The sequence below is a fragment of the Leptolyngbya sp. PL-A3 genome, from assembly GCF_039962325.1.
Lineage (GTDB): Bacteria > Cyanobacteriota > Cyanobacteriia > Elainellales > Elainellaceae > Vacuolonema.
On sequence record NZ_JAMPLB010000001.1, the window covers coordinates 291,122 to 308,791 of the forward strand.

Here is a 17,670-nt window from a genome sequence, read left to right on the forward strand (position 1 = left end):
CTTACGTCAGTTCCAAAAAAATGGGGGATCGGAAGACGTGATAGGCTGCTAAAGTTATCCCTGTTTGGATATGAAACTCTTCGCCCATTGGCGGCAACGGTTGAATTATGGCTATTTTGGACTCTAAGGGTCGGTTGTTTGGCAAGATTAATATCCTCGATCTCGCGGCCGGCGTGGTGATGCTGATGGTGGTTGCCGGAATTTTTCTGTTCCCGGGTGGCTCTGGTTCCTCGGTGGCTCAGATCGGGGCAACCAGCAAACCCGTAGAAGTAGATTGCATCGTGCGCGGTTTGACCGCTAGCAATCCACAACAGCTATTGACGGACGTTGGCCAGTCAGAAACCGTCAATGTAATTATCCGAAATCAACCCTATGGTCAGCTCAGCGTCGTTGGCGTGAAATCGTTGCCTCGCACTGTCGCCGTACCTCAACCCGATGGTGGTGTCAAAGCCGAAAATGATCCTCGCCCCGAGCTAGAATACACCGTCGATATGCTGATTACCCTGGGTGGCAACGCGCAGATTACTGACGATGGCCCCGTGCTGGGTAATAACAAAGTGAAAGTCGGCACACCGCTAGAATTGGAAGGAGAAACCTTCCGGTTCAATGCTCCGGTTGTTGGCGTTCGGGTTAAAGAATAACAACTGTGTTTATTAGCGTCGTCATTCCTACCTACAATCGCAAGCCGATTTTGGAGAAGTGCCTCAAAGCACTGGAACAGCAGCACATCCCCAAATCGAGCCCAATTCAAAGCTATGAAGTGGTTGTAGTAGATGACGGCTCAACCGATGGCACGGTGCAATGGTTACAACAGCAGGCGGCTGATTACCCTCATGTGCGGCTCGTTGAGCAAAATCATCGGGGGCCAGCCGCTGCTCGCAACCTGGGGGTGGATTCTGCCTGGGGAGACGTAATTATTTTCATTGACAGCGATCTGGTCGTGTTGGATGGCTTTTTGCAAGCTCATGCTGCCACGCTGTTGCAGGAACAGCAGCGGTTGGGGAGCGATCGCGTCTTCACCTATGGCCGTGTCATCAACACCTGCAATTTTGACGACCCCACTGCTGAACCTTACAAGCTGACAGATTTTTCGGCGGCGTACTTTGCCACAGGGAATGTGGCGATCGCCCGTCACTGGCTTGAAGATGTGGGTTTGTTTGACACCCGTTTCCAACTCTATGGCTGGGAGGATTTGGAACTGGGGGTTCGTCTTAAACAACAAGGGCTGAAGCTGGTGAAGTGCCCTGAAGCGGTGGGCTACCACTGGCATCCTCCCTTTTCCCTGGCCCAAATTCCCAAACTGATCGATCAAGAAATTCAGCGGGGTCGCATGGGCGTTCTGTTCTATCAGAAGCACCCCACATGGGATGTACGCCTAATGATTCAGATGACCTGGCTGCACCGTATTCTCTGGGGTGTACTCTCTTTGGGTGGCCTTCTGAATGAGCGTACTCTTGCTCCTCTTTTGCAATGGCTCATTGACCAGGGCAAGCCTCAATTGGCTCTGGAGTTAGCCCGGGTTTTTCTCAACTGGTATAACGTTCAAGGTGTGTACGCCGCCCAGGCCGAGCTGCTCCGCGCAGAACAATAAGGATCCTGACAAATTTAATACCCGTACTTTTTTAGGAGAGTGCGGCACCGCACTCTCCTAAAAAAGCTATGCACACTATTTTGTAAGAACCCTCAGCATAAAATGCGGGGGCTAATATTGCCCATTCATCCAGTTCTAAAGGCTTTGCGATCGCCGGGCTAAAGCTGCTTCGACAGCCTGCTGCTGGTCGCGACGGCCAATCCAGCGGTGATATGTGCGGTTGTGGATGGCGACGGAGTGGCCCATCATGCGAGCGGCGACGGTGTCGGGAATGCCCAGATGGATGGTGCGAACTGCCCAGGCATGGCGCAGATCGTAGGGAGCAAAGGGTAGGCCGTAGCGCTGAAACTGAAGCGACACCTGCTGACCGATACGCTGAAGGGTCGTTTCTGTCAGATCTGTTTTGAGTGAAGGGAGCGTGACCTCCCACAGGTTGAACTGCTCCACCCAATCCGGCGGGAAAGGCCACACCTGATGCTCTCCAGTTTTGGTGGTTTCCAACACTTCGATGACGGGAGAGCGATCGCCCCGTTCCAATGCAGAAAAATCACAAAAGAAAACTTCGTGGTTCCGTAAGCCGTAGGTTGCCATCAGGCCATAGACAAAGCGCCAGGCCGGGTTGGGAATGCGCTCATAGGCCGCCAGTATATCGGCATCCGAGGGAAGGTGGCGTAATTGTGTGCGGCTAGTACCATAACTACCCCAGTGATCCTTGAAGTCTTCTGGCAATTCAATTTCTAAAAAATCGGCCAGGGCTTTCAGAGCGGTGCAGCAGATTTGACGACTGCGAGTATTGGGACGGGTTTGTTGTACCGTGAGCACGATCGCTTCGGCCAGTTGAAGGTTGGGGCGTTCCTGGGCGATCGCTTCCAGCTTCCGCATATAAGGCGCGTAAGCCTTGCTCCAAGTTGTTTTGGCAGAGGCTAGCTCATGGGCTTCCTGGGATTGCCTTAGAAGATGTTCACGAAGGGCCGCGATTTTTTGCGGTAACTCCATTTGATACAGGCGACCTCCCCCTGCAACAGGCAAATAGGTACGCCATTCAAAGGTTTTCTGAATGAGTTGAGCCGCAATCACCTTGGCGGTTTGCTCGGCTTCCTTCAGCCCAGTGGGAGTGGCAGGCAGTTCGAGGGGAATGCGCTGCTGATGCGGGTTGAGGCGGTGGCTTCCGGGCCGGGGAGGAAGGGTCCCCCGCAGGGCTAACTGCTGCCCTCGTCGCTCAATTTTCAAGCCCAAGCGGGCGGCCTTAAGACGCTGGTTCGTTTGAGCAATGCGATTATCAATAGCCTCAAAATCGGTCATTGGGAAACGAGATTGGCTAACCGGCTACCACAATTACCTACTCAGGATAAATCAATCTAGCGCACCCGATCATCTGTTCTAGATAATTCCAGCAATTCTCAGTATGGGCCTCAAAGCCAAGAGTTCACGCCCTACGGGCGTGAACTCTTGGCTTTGAGGCCCGAAAACCGCGCGCCTTCGGCGCGCGGTTTTCGGGCCTGATTTCAAAATGAGAATTGCTGAGATAATTCTGATATAGCCATTGCAATCCACTTGGAACAGTATATTTTTGAAAAGCCGCGCGGTGTGGGCTTTCCAAAAATACACTGTCTGGTTAAACGCGTAGCGTTATAGAACAGGCCCTGTCAACATTGCTGCGGTGAAACCTCAGTCGGTTGATGCGATTTCAGGCGAGGAACGGGTGGACTTAGCCCGCGCATTCCTTGCCTGAAATCCTACGAGTTGACTAAGGGTTATTGAATGGGAGCGTCTGGCGGAGCTAACCGATATTGATCCTGTGCCTCGACACTTTCCACCCCATCGATTTGGGCTATCTTTTCAACCTCACAGGTTTCACAAGAACCTGTAATGACCCCAACCGCATCCATAATATGCTCAACTTTCAGGCCCGCTTCTTGCAGAAGATGGGCGACTTCCAGGATGTTGTCGAGATGGTTATCGGCTACCGCTATGGTGATCGCTGTTTTTTTCATAGAACTAGCCTTCTTTCGAAGATTTGTGTGAGATGGAGTTAGAAATACAACCCAGGGGCTAATGCCAATAGCTCGACTTTGTTGTAAAGAATATCTTCCCTAATTTGACTCTAACTCTCAATCCCCTGATTGAACGATTTTAGTAACAGGAAAGTTATGTTTCAGATCAATAAATAACTAAGTAACCTCAGTTCGGGATAAGCTGAAGTGCTCATTTTGGCATGCGCAAAGCGCACGCCAAAATGAGCGTTTTCGAGTGCCGCGCAACGCGCGGCACTCGAAAACGCCCTTAACCCGAACTCAGGTTAACTACACAATCCTAAGGCACTTATACCTTATGCCAATTAACCCCCTTTGTAGTCGCTGTAAAGCGACTACAAAGGGGGAGCTTTAGTTCTCAATGGCTTGATGTGGCTGTGCTAACACTGCACACTATCGGCTATAGAGCCGGGTGAGCGTGAGGAGGCGATCGCTCACGTCCTTCGTCAGCAAATCAGAGCTACGATAACGCCACCGCCAGTTTCCTGCATTGGTGCTGGGGTCATTCATGCGGGCACGGCCATCCAGGCTCAGGATATCTTGCAGCGGAATAATGGCTAAATCCGCCACAGAGGCTAGAGCGGCGCGGATCAGAACCCAGTTGACTTCCTCAATTGCATCAACATTGGGATAGCCAAAATAGGTAGCCAGGAATTCTTTCTCGTGAGCGCTTGCGTTAGCCCACCATCCAAGGGCCGTATCGTTATCGTGGGTACCCGAATAAACAACGCAGTTTTGAATGTAGTGATGGGGCAAGTGAGTACTCTTAGAGTCTTCGCTAAACGCAAACATGAGAATGCGCATCCCTGGGAATTCGAAGCGATCGCGCATCTCCTCCACTTCAGGCGTGATAATTCCAAGGTCTTCGGCTAAGACTGGCAGTTTTCCTAATCGGCTTCCTAGCGTTTCAAAGAACTCATAGCCGGGAGCCGGAATCCATTCGCCATTAATGGCTGTTTCTTCGCCAGCGGGAACCTGCCAGTAGGCTTCAAAGCCCCGGAAGTGATCCACTCGCACAATATCGACGTACTGGAGGGTTGCTTTAAAGCGTTTGATCCACCAATCGAACTGGGTTTCTTGCGATCGCTCCCAGGCGTATACCGGGTTGCCCCACAACTGCCCCGTCTCGCTAAAGTAGTCGGGTGGGACTCCAGCAATGTAAGCCGGTTCTAAAGTTTGGGGATCAAGTTTAAATAGCTCTGGATCGGCCCAAACGTCTGAACTGTTGTGGCACACATAGATGGAAATATCGCCAATGATCTTGATGTTGCGAGAATTGGCGTACTCCCGTAATTTCGACCACTGCTCAAAGAATTTGAATTGCAGGAATTGTTGAAATTGAATGCGTTCTTTTAGCGCCTGGCGCTGAGCATTAAGGGCATCAGGCTCTCGACGGGCGATCGCCTTCTCCCATTGGCTCCACGGCTTGCCATCATTGGCTTCCAACAACGCCATGAACAGTACAAAATCATCTAACCACCAGGATTGTTCCTGGCAAAACTGCTCAAATTGGGTCTTTTGATGACCTGTCAGACTTTTTTGAAAGTGCTTAAAGGCTAACTCTAAATAGTTGAATTTATAAGGAATAACTTGATCAAATTCCACCCGGTCAGCATTGGCATTGGGTAGGGGGGACAGCTCATCCGCTTGCAGCAAACCCTCGTCAGCCAACTGCTCCAGGCTGATCAGCAACGGGTTTCCCGCAAACGTACTGAAGTTCATGATGTAAGGGGAATGCTCATAACCTGTCGGACCCAGAGGGAGCACTTGCCACAAGGTTTGACCACTCCGCTCCAGAAAATCCACAAACTCATAAGCTGATTTTCCCAGGTCGCCAATTCCGAATGGGCTGGGTAAACAGGTTGGATGTAGCAGGATTCCGCTGGCTCGTTGAAAACGCATAGTGTTAGGAAATGCCCCAGGTTGACTTCGTGTTAAAACTACGGATTTACAGGTAGAAGTCGGAGTTCTAAAGAACTCCGACTTATGAGAGCACGAGGCTTCTCGCGATCGCAACGCCCAAGCGATCGCTCACGTCTTGCAATCCACGATTATTGATTCTGCTTCAGCTTAATGACAGGGTGGGGATCTGCGCGATTGTCCATAGATATAATTTCACGCCTCTTTGCTAAAAAACTTCTCTTACTTTTGCTGGATGGGTAGTTCGAAAATCTCAGCTATTGTTCTACCAGAAATTTTTTTGTCGCATTGGTAGGCTTAATCTTGAAAGATAACTCCCTCTGGTTCAAGGATGCCGTTATTTATGAAATCTCCGTTCGAGCTTTTGCTGATAGTAATGGGGACGGTATTGGAGATTTCCGCGGCCTCACTGAAAGACTAGATTATCTGCAAGAGTTAGGAGTTACCGCGCTCTGGATCTTGCCATTCTTCCCTTCGCCACTGCGAGACGATGGCTATGATATTGCTGATTACACCAGTATTAATCCGATCTACGGCACCCTGGAAGATTTCAAAGAACTTTTAGATGCTGCTCATCAGCGAGATATTCGCATCATTATCGAGCTGATTATTAATCATACTTCCGATCAGCATCCCTGGTTTCAACGTGCCCGTCGAGCACCAAAAGGAAGCCCCGAAAGAGACTTTTATGTATGGAGTGATACTCCCGAAAAGTATTCAGAAGCCCGAATTATTTTTCAGGATTTCGAATCATCGAATTGGGCCTGGGATCCTATTGCGAAAGCCTATTACTGGCACCGTTTCTATTCTCACCAACCCGACTTAAATTATGATAATTTAGCGGTTCACCAGGCTGTGTTTGACACTCTGGACTTCTGGTTGGATTTGGGGGTGGATGGCTTACGAATGGATGCGGTGCCCTACCTCTATGAACGAGAGGGTACAAACTGTGAAAACCTGCCAGAAACCCATGCGTTTCTGAAGAAACTTCGCAAGCATGTTGATGAGAAATTTCCCAGCCGGATGCTATTGGCGGAAGCCAATCAATGGCCAGAAGATGCCGCTTATTACTACGGTAATGGCGATGAGTGCCATATGAATTTCCATTTTCCGTTGATGCCACGGTTATTCATGGCATTGCGGATGGAAGATAACTTCCCAATCGTGGATATTTTGCAGCAAACGCCTGAAATTCCTGATAATTGTCAGTGGGGTTTGTTTCTGCGAAATCACGACGAATTAACGCTAGAAATGGTCACCGATGAAGATCGGGATTACATGTATCGCGTCTATGCCCAGGATCCCGAGATGCGGTTGAACCAGGGGATTCGTCGAAGACTCGCACCTTTGCTAGGGAACGATCGCCGTCAAATCGAATTGTTGAACAGTTTGCTGCTCTCATTACCCGGAACCCCCGTGTTGTATTACGGGGATGAGATTGGCATGGGCGACAACATTTATTTGGGCGATCGCAACGGTGTTCGCACTCCCATGCAATGGACTCCTGACCGCAACGCAGGCTTTAGCCGTGCGAATCCTCATCGTCTTTTCCTGCCCTTAATTGTGGAGTCGGAGTATCACTACAACACCGTCAATGTCGAGGCTCAGCGGGCTAATCCAAACTCGCTTTTGAATTCCATGAAACGCTTGCTTGCGACGCGCAAACGTCTTCAAGCATTTACCCGAGGCGATTTTCAGCTATTACATTCAGACAACCGTAAAGTCTTTGCCTTTACGCGAACCTTTGAAGACGAACAAATCCTTGTAGTCGCTAATCTTTCGCGATTTGTTCAAACTGCAGAACTGGATCTAACGGCTTTTCAAGGGCGAATTCCCATCGAAGTATTTGGGCGAACAGAGTTTCCGCCCATTCACGACGCGCCTTACTTCCTGAGTGTTGGTCCTTATGCAATTTACTGGTTCACGTTGAAGCTGACACCGGCCGCATTAACCGCCAAACCCCAAACAGAAATTCCTACCTGGGTAATCGCAGGCCAGTGGCAATCGGTATTCTTGAAAGCGGACTTGAAGAATCGCTTAGAAACATACTTACCCGAATATTTGTCTGGTTTTCGCTGGTTTAATACGGCAAATCAGGCCGTGCAAGCTGCCCATATCAACGAGGCGATCGCCCTTCCCTATAAGGATAGTGCGGCCTATATGGTCTCATTACAGATTGACTATATCAAGGGCGATTCAAAAACTTATTTGCTGTTTTTGGGATACGCCGAGGATGAACAGGCAATTCATTTATTAGCGGAAAGCCCAGAGTCGGTTGTTGCAAGGTTGCGAACTTCCGATAGTGAAGGAGTTGCCGTGTTGTTCAATGCGATCGCCGACAAACTCTTCCTCACATCCTTACTCAGCAGCATTACCCAAAATCACACCTTTAAGGGAATGGCTGGAGGCCTGACCGCAAAGGCCACAGAATTACTTGAACCGTTAAGTCAAGGTCATGAAAATGGAGATGCATTTCTCCTTAAAGGAGAGCATTGCAATACCTCCATAATTTACTGCGACTCTGTTGGAGGCAGTGCTTCCTCTTACTTAATTTTGAAATTATTCCGCAAGGTCGAGGAAGGCATTAATCCAGATTTGGAGATTCGCCGCTTCCTGGACAAACACAATTTTGAAAACATCACATCTATTGCTGGCTATCTAGAGTACCGTCGACCCAGCGGCCCGGTATCAACCATCGGTATTTTGCAACAGTATATTCCTGATGCACGGAATACTTGGGACTATACTCTAGACAGCCTACGCGATTACTTTGAACAGATTATTGTACATCAAGCCGATCTTGATATCTTTCCTATTTTGCCGACGAATCTCCTGGAATTACAAGCGATATTTGAGCGAGACCCGGCTGAAATCATTGCGGAATTTCCGGCATCTCGAATAATTGGTGCTTATCTAGCAAATGTCCAATTATTAGGGCAACGGACGGCAGAGTTGCATGTTGCACTGGCATCTGATGTTAATGATCCAGACTTTGCGCCTGAGCCATTCAGCGGATTTTATCAACGCTCTATTTATCAGTATTCTCGGAATCTAGTCGGCCAGGTTTTTTGGCAACTTAAGGAACAATTACCCGCACTACCTGAGCATGGTCAGACCTTAGCTCAAAAGATTTTGGGGCAGCACCAGAACTACCTGGATCGCTTTCGGCTAATCCTCGATCAAAAGATTAGTGCGATGCGAACCCGTTATCACGGTGAATATCATTTAGGTCAGGTTCTCTACACAGGAAAAGACTTTTTTATTATTGATTTCGAGGGAGACCCAAGCCGAAATGTGAGTGAGCGGCGTATGAAGCGATCGCCCCTCCGAGACGTCGCGAGTATGCTGCAATCCTTCTATTATGCTGCTAGCGTCGCGTTCCAAAGTGAGTTAGAAAGTGGCATCATTCATTCCGAGCAATCTGCTCAAATGCAGCAGTGGGTACAATTCTGGATTTCGTGGGTTAGTGCTGCATTTCTCCATTCCTATCTGACAACAGCTCGTAATGGAACATTCTTGCCAAAGACTCAGCAGGAGTTGAAAGCTTTGTTGGATAACTATCTCTTGGAGAAAGCAATTTATGATCTGGGATATGAACTGAATCGCCCTTCGGAAAGTACAACAATCCTGTTGCAACGAATTCTAGAACTCTAGTACTTCATGATGTAAATCAACTTAGGAGATTTACAGTAATGAAATTACCCCCAGAATGTTGGTGCTTTGCCCGCGAAGCGGGCAAAGCACCAACATTCTGGGTAAATTCTTATGCAGAAACCTCCTTACGTTTAGTGGTCTGGGGGTAAAGCCCTCACACCACTAAACACGGGTAAACTTAAGCTGCCGAGTACTACTGTGTATTTTGAATCTGGCTGGAGGAGGTGTCTTTTCGTGCGCTTCGTGCACAAAAAAAATCTTTAAAACCTCGGGCATAGACCTAAAGGTACAGGTCGCAACCTTCATCTTAATGGGTCATTCGATAAGTCTTAGATACATATAAAGAAGTAGTCAGAACTTCTAATAGAAATCTTATTACAACTGTAGACGGATAGGCATTTCGAGCGGGGATCGCTATTGTTCTAGGGTAGGTTTTCCGTGATGTTAGAAGCGCTCTAGTTAATGTGAATGCTACCTAGAAGCATTCGCTCTTTAGCTCTTTATCTACCTCGTTGTATTACTTTTAACACTTCAAATTCTTGCCGGAAAGTATCCCTATGTATGTACCTCTGTGGCCTGGTAATGTCTATCCTTTAGGGGCCTATTGGGATGGTAAAGGAACAAATTTTGCTCTTTTTTCTGAAAATGCTACTGGAGTTGAATTGTGCTTGTTTGATCGGAATGATCAAGAAACTCGAATTCACCTAACAGAAGTTAATACATTTGTTTGGCATGGTTATTTGCCAGGAATAGGGCCTGGGCAACGTTATGGCTATCGGGTTCATGGCCCTTATGATCCCGCTAGAGGCTTCCGTTTTAATCCCAATAAACTTTTAATTGATCCCTATGCTAAAGCCATTGATGGGGATGTAAAAAATGGGCCAGAAATTTTTGGATATGATTGGAACCATCCAGATAGAGACCTATCTTTCTCTGACTTAGATAGCGCTCCTCTTGTTCCCAAATCGGTTGTTGTTGATCAATCATTTGATTGGGAAGGCGATAAACTTTTGCGTACTCCCTGGCATGAAACAATTATCTACGAAGTTCATGTCAAAGGTTTTACAAAGCTGCATCCAGATATTCCTGAAGAACTACGGGGAACTTATGCAGGCATGGCCCATCCGGCTACGATTGAACACCTGCAAAAGTTGGGAGTTAGTGCTGTTGAATTACTACCCATTCACCACTTCTTATCCTACCCAGGTCACCTAGCAGATAAGGGATTGAAAAATTACTGGGGCTACGATTCCCTTAACTTTTTCTCGCCTCATGCAGCCTATAGTGCAAGTGGCACGTTAGGGGAGCAGGTAACAGAATTTAAGGAGATGGTTAAGGCCCTGCATCGTGCAGGTATCGAAGTCATTCTCGACGTTGTTTACAACCATACAGGGGAAGGAAATCATAACGGCCCGACCCTTTCATTCCGGGGTATTGATAACAGCCATTATTACCGTCTGGTGCCAGGTGATGAGCGCTATTACATGGACTTTACCGGCTGTGGTAATTCCTTCTATATGCGCCATCCTCAGGTGTTGAAACTCATTACCGACAGCTTGCGGTATTGGGTGACGGAAATGCATGTGGATGGTTTCCGCTTTGACCTGGCATCTGCCCTTGCTCGAGAGTTGTACGAAGTCAATAGTCTGGCTGCCTTCTTTGACATCATCCATCAAGACCCAATATTGGCCGATGTGAAACTGATTGCCGAGCCGTGGGATGTGGGAGATGGTGGTTATCAAGTTGGAAACTTCCCGGTTCTTTGGTCTGAATGGAATGGTAAATATCGTGATACCGTACGAGACTTTTGGCGCGGTGAAGATGAAACATTGGGAGAATTTGCCTATCGTTTGACGGGCAGCCCTGACCTCTATTTCCAACAGAATGGTCGGCGTCCCAATGCCAGCATTAACTTCATTACGGCCCACGATGGTTTCACGTTGAATGATTTGGTTAGTTATAACCAAAAGTACAACGAAGCCAATGGTGAAAATAGCCAGGATGGAGAGGATCATAATCGTTCCTGGAACTGTGGGGTTGAAGGGGAAACGGATGACCTGGAAGTGCTGCAACTGCGGGAACGACAGCGGCGGAATTTTCTCACAACGTTGATGTTGTCGCAGGGGATTCCTATGTTGCTGGGAGGCGATGAGCTAGGGCGATCGCAAAAGGGCAACAACAATGGTTACTGCCAGGACAATGAAGTTTCCTGGTTCAATTGGGAGTTAGCAACCGGCAATGAAGAATTAGTTAACTTCTGTCGTGAACTCATTCACTTCCGCCGTCAGCATCCTGTTTTTCGCCGCCGCAAATGGTTCCAGGGACAAGCGATTCGTGGAGTATCCGATATTGGTTGGTATGACCCTGATGGAACCGAGCACACCGAAGAGGAATGGCAGGAAGGATATACCAAGATCATTGCCGTTTTTCTGAATGGCGATCGCATTCCTAGCCCTGGCCCACAGGGACAAAAAATTAGGGACGACAGCTTTTTGCTGCTGTTCAATGCTTACTGGGAGACGATCGAATTTACCCTTCCCCATGCCATGCCGGATAAACATTGGCAGATGGTTATTGATACAAAAGAGCCTCGTTTCATCCGAGAAGAGCGAATTTTCAGTGCCGATCAAGCGGTTCCTCTAACGGGGCGATCGATTGTTGTTTTGCAGCAGTTAATTTAGGTGATTGGCTAAGCCATCTCAACGGAAATCACCCCTATATCTCATTCACCAAGGAACACTATTCACCATGCAAGTTGGAGCTAATTATTTAGGTCAAGGCCAGTGCGAATTTACCCTTTGGGGGCCCAATTTAGACTCCGTTGCGGTGCAACTGGTTTCTGACAATAATCGCTTGATTCCCATGGAGCGGCAGGAGGGAGGATATTGGAAGGCGATCGCCTCCATCCAACCGGGCACCAACTATTTCTATCAACTCAATGGTGGAGATGGAAGACCCGACCCGGCATCCCACTACCAGCCCGAAGGCGTCCATGGCCCTTCCCAGGTTGTTGATCACCAATTTGATTGGACAGATCAGAACTGGAAAGGTGTTCCTCTGGAATCCATGATTGTCTACGAACTTCATGTGGGCACTTTCACGCCCGAAGGCACCTTCGAAGCCATTATCCCCCGGCTCAAAGACCTGAAGGAACTGGGTGTAACGGCGATCGAAATCATGCCCATTTCCCAGTTTCCGGGCGACCATCCCCCCAATGAAGCGAACCAGGGGCATGACTACCGCAACTGGGGCTATGACGGTACCTATCTGTATTCGTCCCAAAATTCCTATGGTGGCCCTGAAGGGCTGAAACGCCTGGTTGATGCCTGCCACCAGGAAGGAATTGCGTTGATTCTGGATGTGGTTTACAACCACTTTGGTCCTGAAGGAAATTACATCAGTTTGTATGGGCCTTACTTTACTGAAGTCTACCTAACGCCCTGGGGAAGTGCGGTTAATTTCGACGACAAACATAGTCCGGATGTTCGTAATTTCTTCATTCAGAATGCATTGCATTGGTTGCGGCATTATCACATTGACGGGCTGCGGTTAGATGCCGTTCATGCCATCTACGATTTGGGCGCATTTCATATTCTGGAGGAGCTTTCTGAGAATGTTGCAGCGCTTTCAAAAGAGATGGGGCGTGAGCTGTACTTAATCGCTGAGAGTGATTTAAACGACCCTCAAATTGTCCGCCCCGCTGATGCAGGGGGATATGGAATGCATGCCCAGTGGAGCGATGATTTGCACCACTCGTTGTATTCATTGCTGACGGGCGATCGCTCCGGTTACTACCAGGACTACGGCAAGTGCGAACATCTAGCAAAAGCTATTCAGAACAACTTCGTTTATGACTGGCAATATTCGCCATTCCGCCAACGAAATCATGGGCGATCGTCCAGGGGTTGCTCACCCTCACAATTTATAGTTTGTATTCAGAACCATGACCAGGTTGGGAACCAGATGATGGGCGATCGCCTATCCAAGCTCGTTTCCTACGAAGCTTTAAAGCTGGCAGCCGGAACGATTCTTCTATCTCCCTATACTCCCATGCTCTTCATGGGCGAGGAATATGGTGAGGAACTGCCCTTTACCTATTTCGTGAGCCATTCCGACCCAGACCTCATCAAAGCTGTTCGGGAAGGCCGAAAGCGGGAGTTTGCTGACTTTCATGCCGAAGGAGAACCGCTAGATCCAGAAGCGGTAGAAACTTATCTTCTATGCAAACTAAATTGGGAAAAACGCAAGGAGGGTAAGCATCAAACCCTGTGGTCTTTCTATCAACATCTGATTCAGCTTCGTAACTCTCTTCCGCCGCTTCTCCAACGCGATTTTGACAGTATTGAAGCGGGCTGTGATGAAGACAAGAAACTGGTCTGGTGGCGTCGTTGGAATGGAACTCGCCAGCTCGTTGCTTTACTGAACTTCAATCAGGAAGCCATTACCTTTGAGCCCTTGCTAACTGTCTTGAGGGGACACAAAATTTTGGATTCAGCCGAGCAGAAATGGGCAGGCCCGGGATCGTCGGCTCCTGAGCAGTTGGAGCCTGGAAAACAAGCTAATTTACCCCCTCTGAGTTTTGTGTTGTACGAGTCCGAGAAGGTTTAAAGCAACTACCCATTCCTATACTCTCTAACCTCCTATGCGTATTCCTACAGCCACTTATCGCATTCAATTCAACTCTGAATTTACCTTTGAAGACGCTCAAAAAATTGTTGATTATCTGGCGGATTTGGGTATTTCGGATCTCTATGCTTCCCCTATCTTTCAGTCGACAAAAGGCAGTACCCATGGCTATGACGTAACCAATCCAACTCAACTGAATCCTGAGCTAGGAACTTCAGAGGATTTCGATACGTTGGTTGGGCAACTGCAGCAACATGAGATGGGTTGGTTGCAGGATATTGTTCCCAATCACATGGCCTACAACAGCCAGAACCAGTGGTTGATGGACGTACTGGAAAATGGCCCAAGTTCCCGTTATGTTGAGTACTTCGACATTGCCTGGAATTCTCCATTTGAGGCGACGCAGGAACCGATTCTGGTTCCTTTGTTAGGGAATTTCTATGGGGATTGTTTGGAGAATGGCGAAATTCAACTGCAATATGACGAGAATGGGTTAAGTGCTAATTACTATAGCCTCAAGATCCCACTCAGGCTGGAGTCCTATAGTATTTTCTTGACCCAAAACCTGGGGCATTTAGTGAGGGTTCTAGGCAGAAAGCATCCCTACTTTATCCGGCTGTTAGGGATACTTTACCTACTTAAAAACCTTTCCTCAGACGACATTGTAGGTAAGCAGCGAGAAGACCAGGCTGACTTTGTCAAAGGAATGCTCTGGGAGCTGTATAACGACTGTTCAGAAATTAGAGAATTTCTGGATAACAATCTAGAAACTTTTAACGGCGAGGTTGGTAAACCAGAAAGCTTTAATTTACTGGATGCTCTCCTGACGGATCAGTTCTTCCGCCTATCCTATTGGAAGGTAGGAGCTGAAGAAATTAATTACCGTCGATTCTTCACGGTTAATGAATTGATTTCAGTCAAAGTTGAAGAGTTAAAGGTTTTCAATCAAACCCATGATTTAATCGCCAAGTTAGTTCAAGAAGGGAAGTTTACAGGTTTACGTATTGACCATATTGATGGGCTGTATAACCCGACGCAGTATTTAGAACGCCTGCGAGAGAAGATAGGCGATGTCTACATTTCAGTTGAGAAGATTCTGCAGCCGGGCGAGAGCCTCCCTTCAGTTTGGCCGATTGAAGGAACCTCTGGTTACGACTATCTAACCTTTGTGAACAGTATCTTCTGCAAAGCAGACAATGAAGAGAAATTTAATCAAATTTACTCTGAATTAACGGGCTTTAATTCCACCTTTGAAGACTTAGCGATTCAGAAAAAGCATCTCATCATCGATAAGAACCTGGCGGGGGATATTGATAACCTGGCCCAGTTGATGAAAAAGATTGCGGGTAAATATCGCTATGGCAACGACTTCACGGTGAATGGTTTGAAGCGTGCCCTAGCTGAAGTGTTGTCACGCTTCCCCATTTACCGGACATATACGACGGCGGATGGGGTGTTGGAGAGCGATCGCCCCTACATCCAAGACGTCATCCAGGCGGCTAAAGACAATGCTTCGATGCTGATTAATGAGCTGAATTTCATTGAGAAGCTGATGGAGTTGCGCTTCGAAGATACGCTGACCCAGGCCGAAAAAGATCAATGGCTTTATCTGGTGATGCGGATTCAGCAGTATACCGGGCCATTGATGGCAAAGGGTGTGGAAGACACGGCGCTGTATATCTACAACCGTCTCATTTCCCTCAACGAGGTGGGCGGTAACCCGGAGCGCTTTGGCATTTCCCTGGCCGAATTCCATGAATTTAACAGGGTGCGCCAGGAGAAGTGGGCCAACGCTCAGAGTACCACTTCGACCCACGACACGAAGCGCGGGGAAGACACACGAGCCCGCATTCATGTGCTTTCTGAGATGCCCGACGAATGGCTTCAGCAGGTGCGCCGCTGGAGTGACATCAATCGTCGCCATAAGAAGAAACTGCGGGGTGCGTTCATGCCCGATCGCAACGACGAATATGCTTTCTATCAAACGCTTGTCGGCGCGTTTCCTTTCAACGAACGTGAGTATGGAAGTTTTAGCGATCGCGTCAAAGATTACATGCTCAAAGCCATTCGCGAGTCCAAAGTTTACACCGCATGGCTGCGACAGAATAGCGCTTACGAAGAAGCCTGTATCAACTTCGTGCAGGCTGTTTTGGAGAATCCCGAACAGAACGAGTTTCTCAAGGAATTCATTCCGTTTCAGAAGCGTGTTGCGTACTACGGCATCTTCAATTCACTATCCCAAGCCCTGATTAAACTGACGTCTCCCGGCATCCCTGACATTTATCAGGGTACTGAACTGTGGGATTTGAGCCTGGTTGATCCAGATAATCGCCGTCCCGTTGATTTTGAACAGCGACAGGCGTTTCTCACAGAGGTTCAAGAGCGTCTGCAATCTGATCCGTTGCCGTTCATCGAAGAACTGTTGGCTAACAAAGAGGATGGTCGAATCAAGCTGTTTCTCGTTGCTCAGACGTTGAAGGCGCGTAAGGAGCACCTTCCTGTATTCCAGAAGGGTTCCTATCAAGCATTAGAGGCAAGTGGCAAGTTTCAAGACCACATTATTGCCTTCATGAAACAGCATGGGAATACCACTCTTCTAGTCGTTGTGCCCCGTTTTCTTACGGGAGTCATTCAACTTGATGAATTGCCCCTGGGTGAGCCCGCCTGGGCCGATACGCACCTGAAATTACCGTCTCAAGCGCCATCCCGTTGGACCAATTTGATGACGAATCAAACTGTAGAAATGGATGGTAGTGAGCTGGCGATCGCCCAAACCTTCCAGCACTTCCCGGTGGCCCTTCTGGTTCACTCGGGTACCTAACACAAGGAGGGTTCTCCCATGCCAAAAATTGGTTATCACGCATCCCACGAACAATTTAAGCCCAGTGAGTTGCTCACCTATGTGCAACGGGCCGAACAGGCGGGCTTTACGGCCTCCCTCTCCTCTGATCACTTCCATCCCTGGAGTGAGCGACAGGGGCAGAGCGGCTTTGCCTGGGCCTGGCTGGGGGCGGCGATGCAGGCGACTCAACTTCCTTTCCGTGTGGTGTGTGCGCCTGGGCAACGCTACCATCCCGCCATTATTGCCCAGGCATCGGCAACGCTGGCAGAAATGTTTCCGGGGCGCTTTTGGCTGACGGTGGGGAGTGGTCAGTTGATGAATGAGGGAATTACCGGGCAAAAGTGGCCGGTGAAGGGCGATCGCAATGCCCGCCTCAAAGAGTGCGTAGACATCATTCGCGCCCTTTGGGCAGGTGAAACCGTTACTCATCACGGCATTATCACTATCGAAGAGGCAAAACTCTACACCCGTCCAGAAACGCCACCGTTGCTCATTGGGGCTGCTGTTACAGCAAAAACCGCTGAATGGCTCGGCAGTTGGGCCGATGGATTAATCACCATTTCCCAGCCTCCCGAAAAACTGCAGCAGGTGGTGGATGCCTTTCGACGGGGCGGTGGCGAAGGCAAACCCATGATTCTCAAAGTGCAGCTTTCCTACGATCGCGACGAAGCGACGGCTCGCGAGGGAGCCTACGATCAGTGGCGCAACAATATTTTTGACAGTCACTTACTGACCGAGTTGCAAACCCCGGCCATGTTTGATGCTGCCGGAAAGTTTGTCCAGCCTGACGAATTAGACGAATCTGTCCGAATCTCCGCAGAGCCTCAGCAGCATGTGGAGTGGTTACAGCGGGATTTGGAGATGGGTTTCGACGAACTGATACTTCACAACGTGAATCGCAATCAGTCGCTATTTATCGACGTGTTTGGTGAACAGGTCGTCCCCTTTCTCAAGCAGACAAAAATCCCCGCACAGGTATAAGCTATGACCGCAAAACCTACTAC

General features: G+C 48.6%; 10 protein-coding genes. 7 read left to right on the plus strand and 3 right to left on the minus strand.

The features are described 5' to 3' along the window. The first annotated feature begins 107 nt into the window (after nt 1–107). A complete protein-coding gene (locus tag NDI52_RS01230) occupies nt 108–641 on the plus strand; it encodes a DUF4330 domain-containing protein (RefSeq protein ID WP_190772770.1) in 534 nt (177 codons plus the stop codon). A gap of 5 nt (nt 642–646) precedes the next feature. Further along, nucleotides 647–1,591 (plus strand): glycosyltransferase, encoded by a 945-nt coding sequence (locus NDI52_RS01235; RefSeq protein ID WP_190772769.1) that lies wholly within the window; start codon nt 647–649, stop codon nt 1,589–1,591. Between the two features lie 135 nt (nt 1,592–1,726). Here NDI52_RS01235 and NDI52_RS01240 read toward each other — a convergent pair whose 3' ends face one another. From NDI52_RS01240 to malQ, 3 genes are all read right to left on the minus strand, one after another. Beyond that, nucleotides 1,727–2,893 carry a site-specific integrase gene (locus NDI52_RS01240; RefSeq protein ID WP_190772768.1) on the minus strand — a complete coding sequence of 389 codons (1,167 nt, stop codon included), beginning with the start codon at nt 2,891–2,893 and terminating at the stop codon, nt 1,727–1,729. Between the two features lie 452 nt (nt 2,894–3,345). Next, the gene (locus NDI52_RS01245) at nt 3,346–3,585 is read right to left on the minus strand and encodes a ketohydroxyglutarate aldolase (protein WP_190774322.1); all 240 of its coding nucleotides are present in this window, start codon (nt 3,583–3,585) and stop codon (nt 3,346–3,348) included. Nucleotides 3,586–4,017: 432 nt separating this feature from the next. Continuing rightward, nucleotides 4,018–5,526, minus strand: a complete 1,509-nt coding sequence (gene malQ, locus NDI52_RS01250; RefSeq protein WP_190774321.1) for a 4-alpha-glucanotransferase — start codon at nt 5,524–5,526, stop codon at nt 4,018–4,020. A gap of 306 nt (nt 5,527–5,832) precedes the next feature. On the opposite strand from malQ, the gene treS reads away from it, so the two are divergent. The 5 genes from treS to NDI52_RS01275 all read left to right on the plus strand — a co-directional run bounded on the left by treS (nt 5,833) and on the right by NDI52_RS01275 (nt 17,647). After that, the gene (gene treS, locus NDI52_RS01255) at nt 5,833–9,198 is read left to right on the plus strand and encodes a maltose alpha-D-glucosyltransferase (protein ID WP_190774320.1); all 3,366 of its coding nucleotides are present in this window, start codon (nt 5,833–5,835) and stop codon (nt 9,196–9,198) included. Nucleotides 9,199–9,755: 557 nt separating this feature from the next. Further along, the gene (glgX, locus tag NDI52_RS01260) at nt 9,756–11,879 is read left to right on the plus strand and encodes a glycogen debranching protein GlgX (RefSeq protein ID WP_190774319.1); all 2,124 of its coding nucleotides are present in this window, start codon (nt 9,756–9,758) and stop codon (nt 11,877–11,879) included. Between the two features lie 67 nt (nt 11,880–11,946). Beyond that, nucleotides 11,947–13,806 (plus strand): malto-oligosyltrehalose trehalohydrolase, encoded by a 1,860-nt coding sequence (gene treZ, locus NDI52_RS01265; protein WP_190774318.1) that lies wholly within the window; start codon nt 11,947–11,949, stop codon nt 13,804–13,806. A 34-nt stretch (nt 13,807–13,840) separates the two neighbouring features. Then, complete coding sequence (gene treY / locus NDI52_RS01270) at nt 13,841–16,645, plus strand: malto-oligosyltrehalose synthase (RefSeq protein WP_190774317.1); 2,805 nt, start codon at nt 13,841–13,843, stop codon at nt 16,643–16,645. Nucleotides 16,646–16,663: 18 nt separating this feature from the next. Then, nucleotides 16,664–17,647, plus strand: a complete 984-nt coding sequence (locus tag NDI52_RS01275; protein WP_190774316.1) for a TIGR03885 family FMN-dependent LLM class oxidoreductase — start codon at nt 16,664–16,666, stop codon at nt 17,645–17,647. Nucleotides 17,648–17,670 lie beyond the last annotated feature (23 nt).

Excerpts from the sequence above, each read along its gene's own strand:
- NDI52_RS01230 (WP_190772770.1), top strand. The coding sequence starts at position 108 with ATGGCTATTTTGGACTCTAAGGGTCGGTTGTTTGGCAAGATTAATATC.
- NDI52_RS01240 (WP_190772768.1), bottom strand. The coding sequence starts at position 2,893 with ATGACCGATTTTGAGGCTATTGATAATCGCATTGCTCAAACGAACCAG.
- NDI52_RS01245 (WP_190774322.1), bottom strand. The coding sequence starts at position 3,585 with ATGAAAAAAACAGCGATCACCATAGCGGTAGCCGATAACCATCTCGAC.
- malQ (WP_190774321.1), bottom strand. The coding sequence starts at position 5,526 with ATGCGTTTTCAACGAGCCAGCGGAATCCTGCTACATCCAACCTGTTTA.
- glgX (WP_190774319.1), top strand. The coding sequence starts at position 9,756 with ATGTATGTACCTCTGTGGCCTGGTAATGTCTATCCTTTAGGGGCCTAT.
- treZ (WP_190774318.1), top strand. The coding sequence starts at position 11,947 with ATGCAAGTTGGAGCTAATTATTTAGGTCAAGGCCAGTGCGAATTTACC.
- treY (WP_190774317.1), top strand. The coding sequence starts at position 13,841 with ATGCGTATTCCTACAGCCACTTATCGCATTCAATTCAACTCTGAATTT.
- NDI52_RS01275 (WP_190774316.1), top strand. The coding sequence starts at position 16,664 with ATGCCAAAAATTGGTTATCACGCATCCCACGAACAATTTAAGCCCAGT.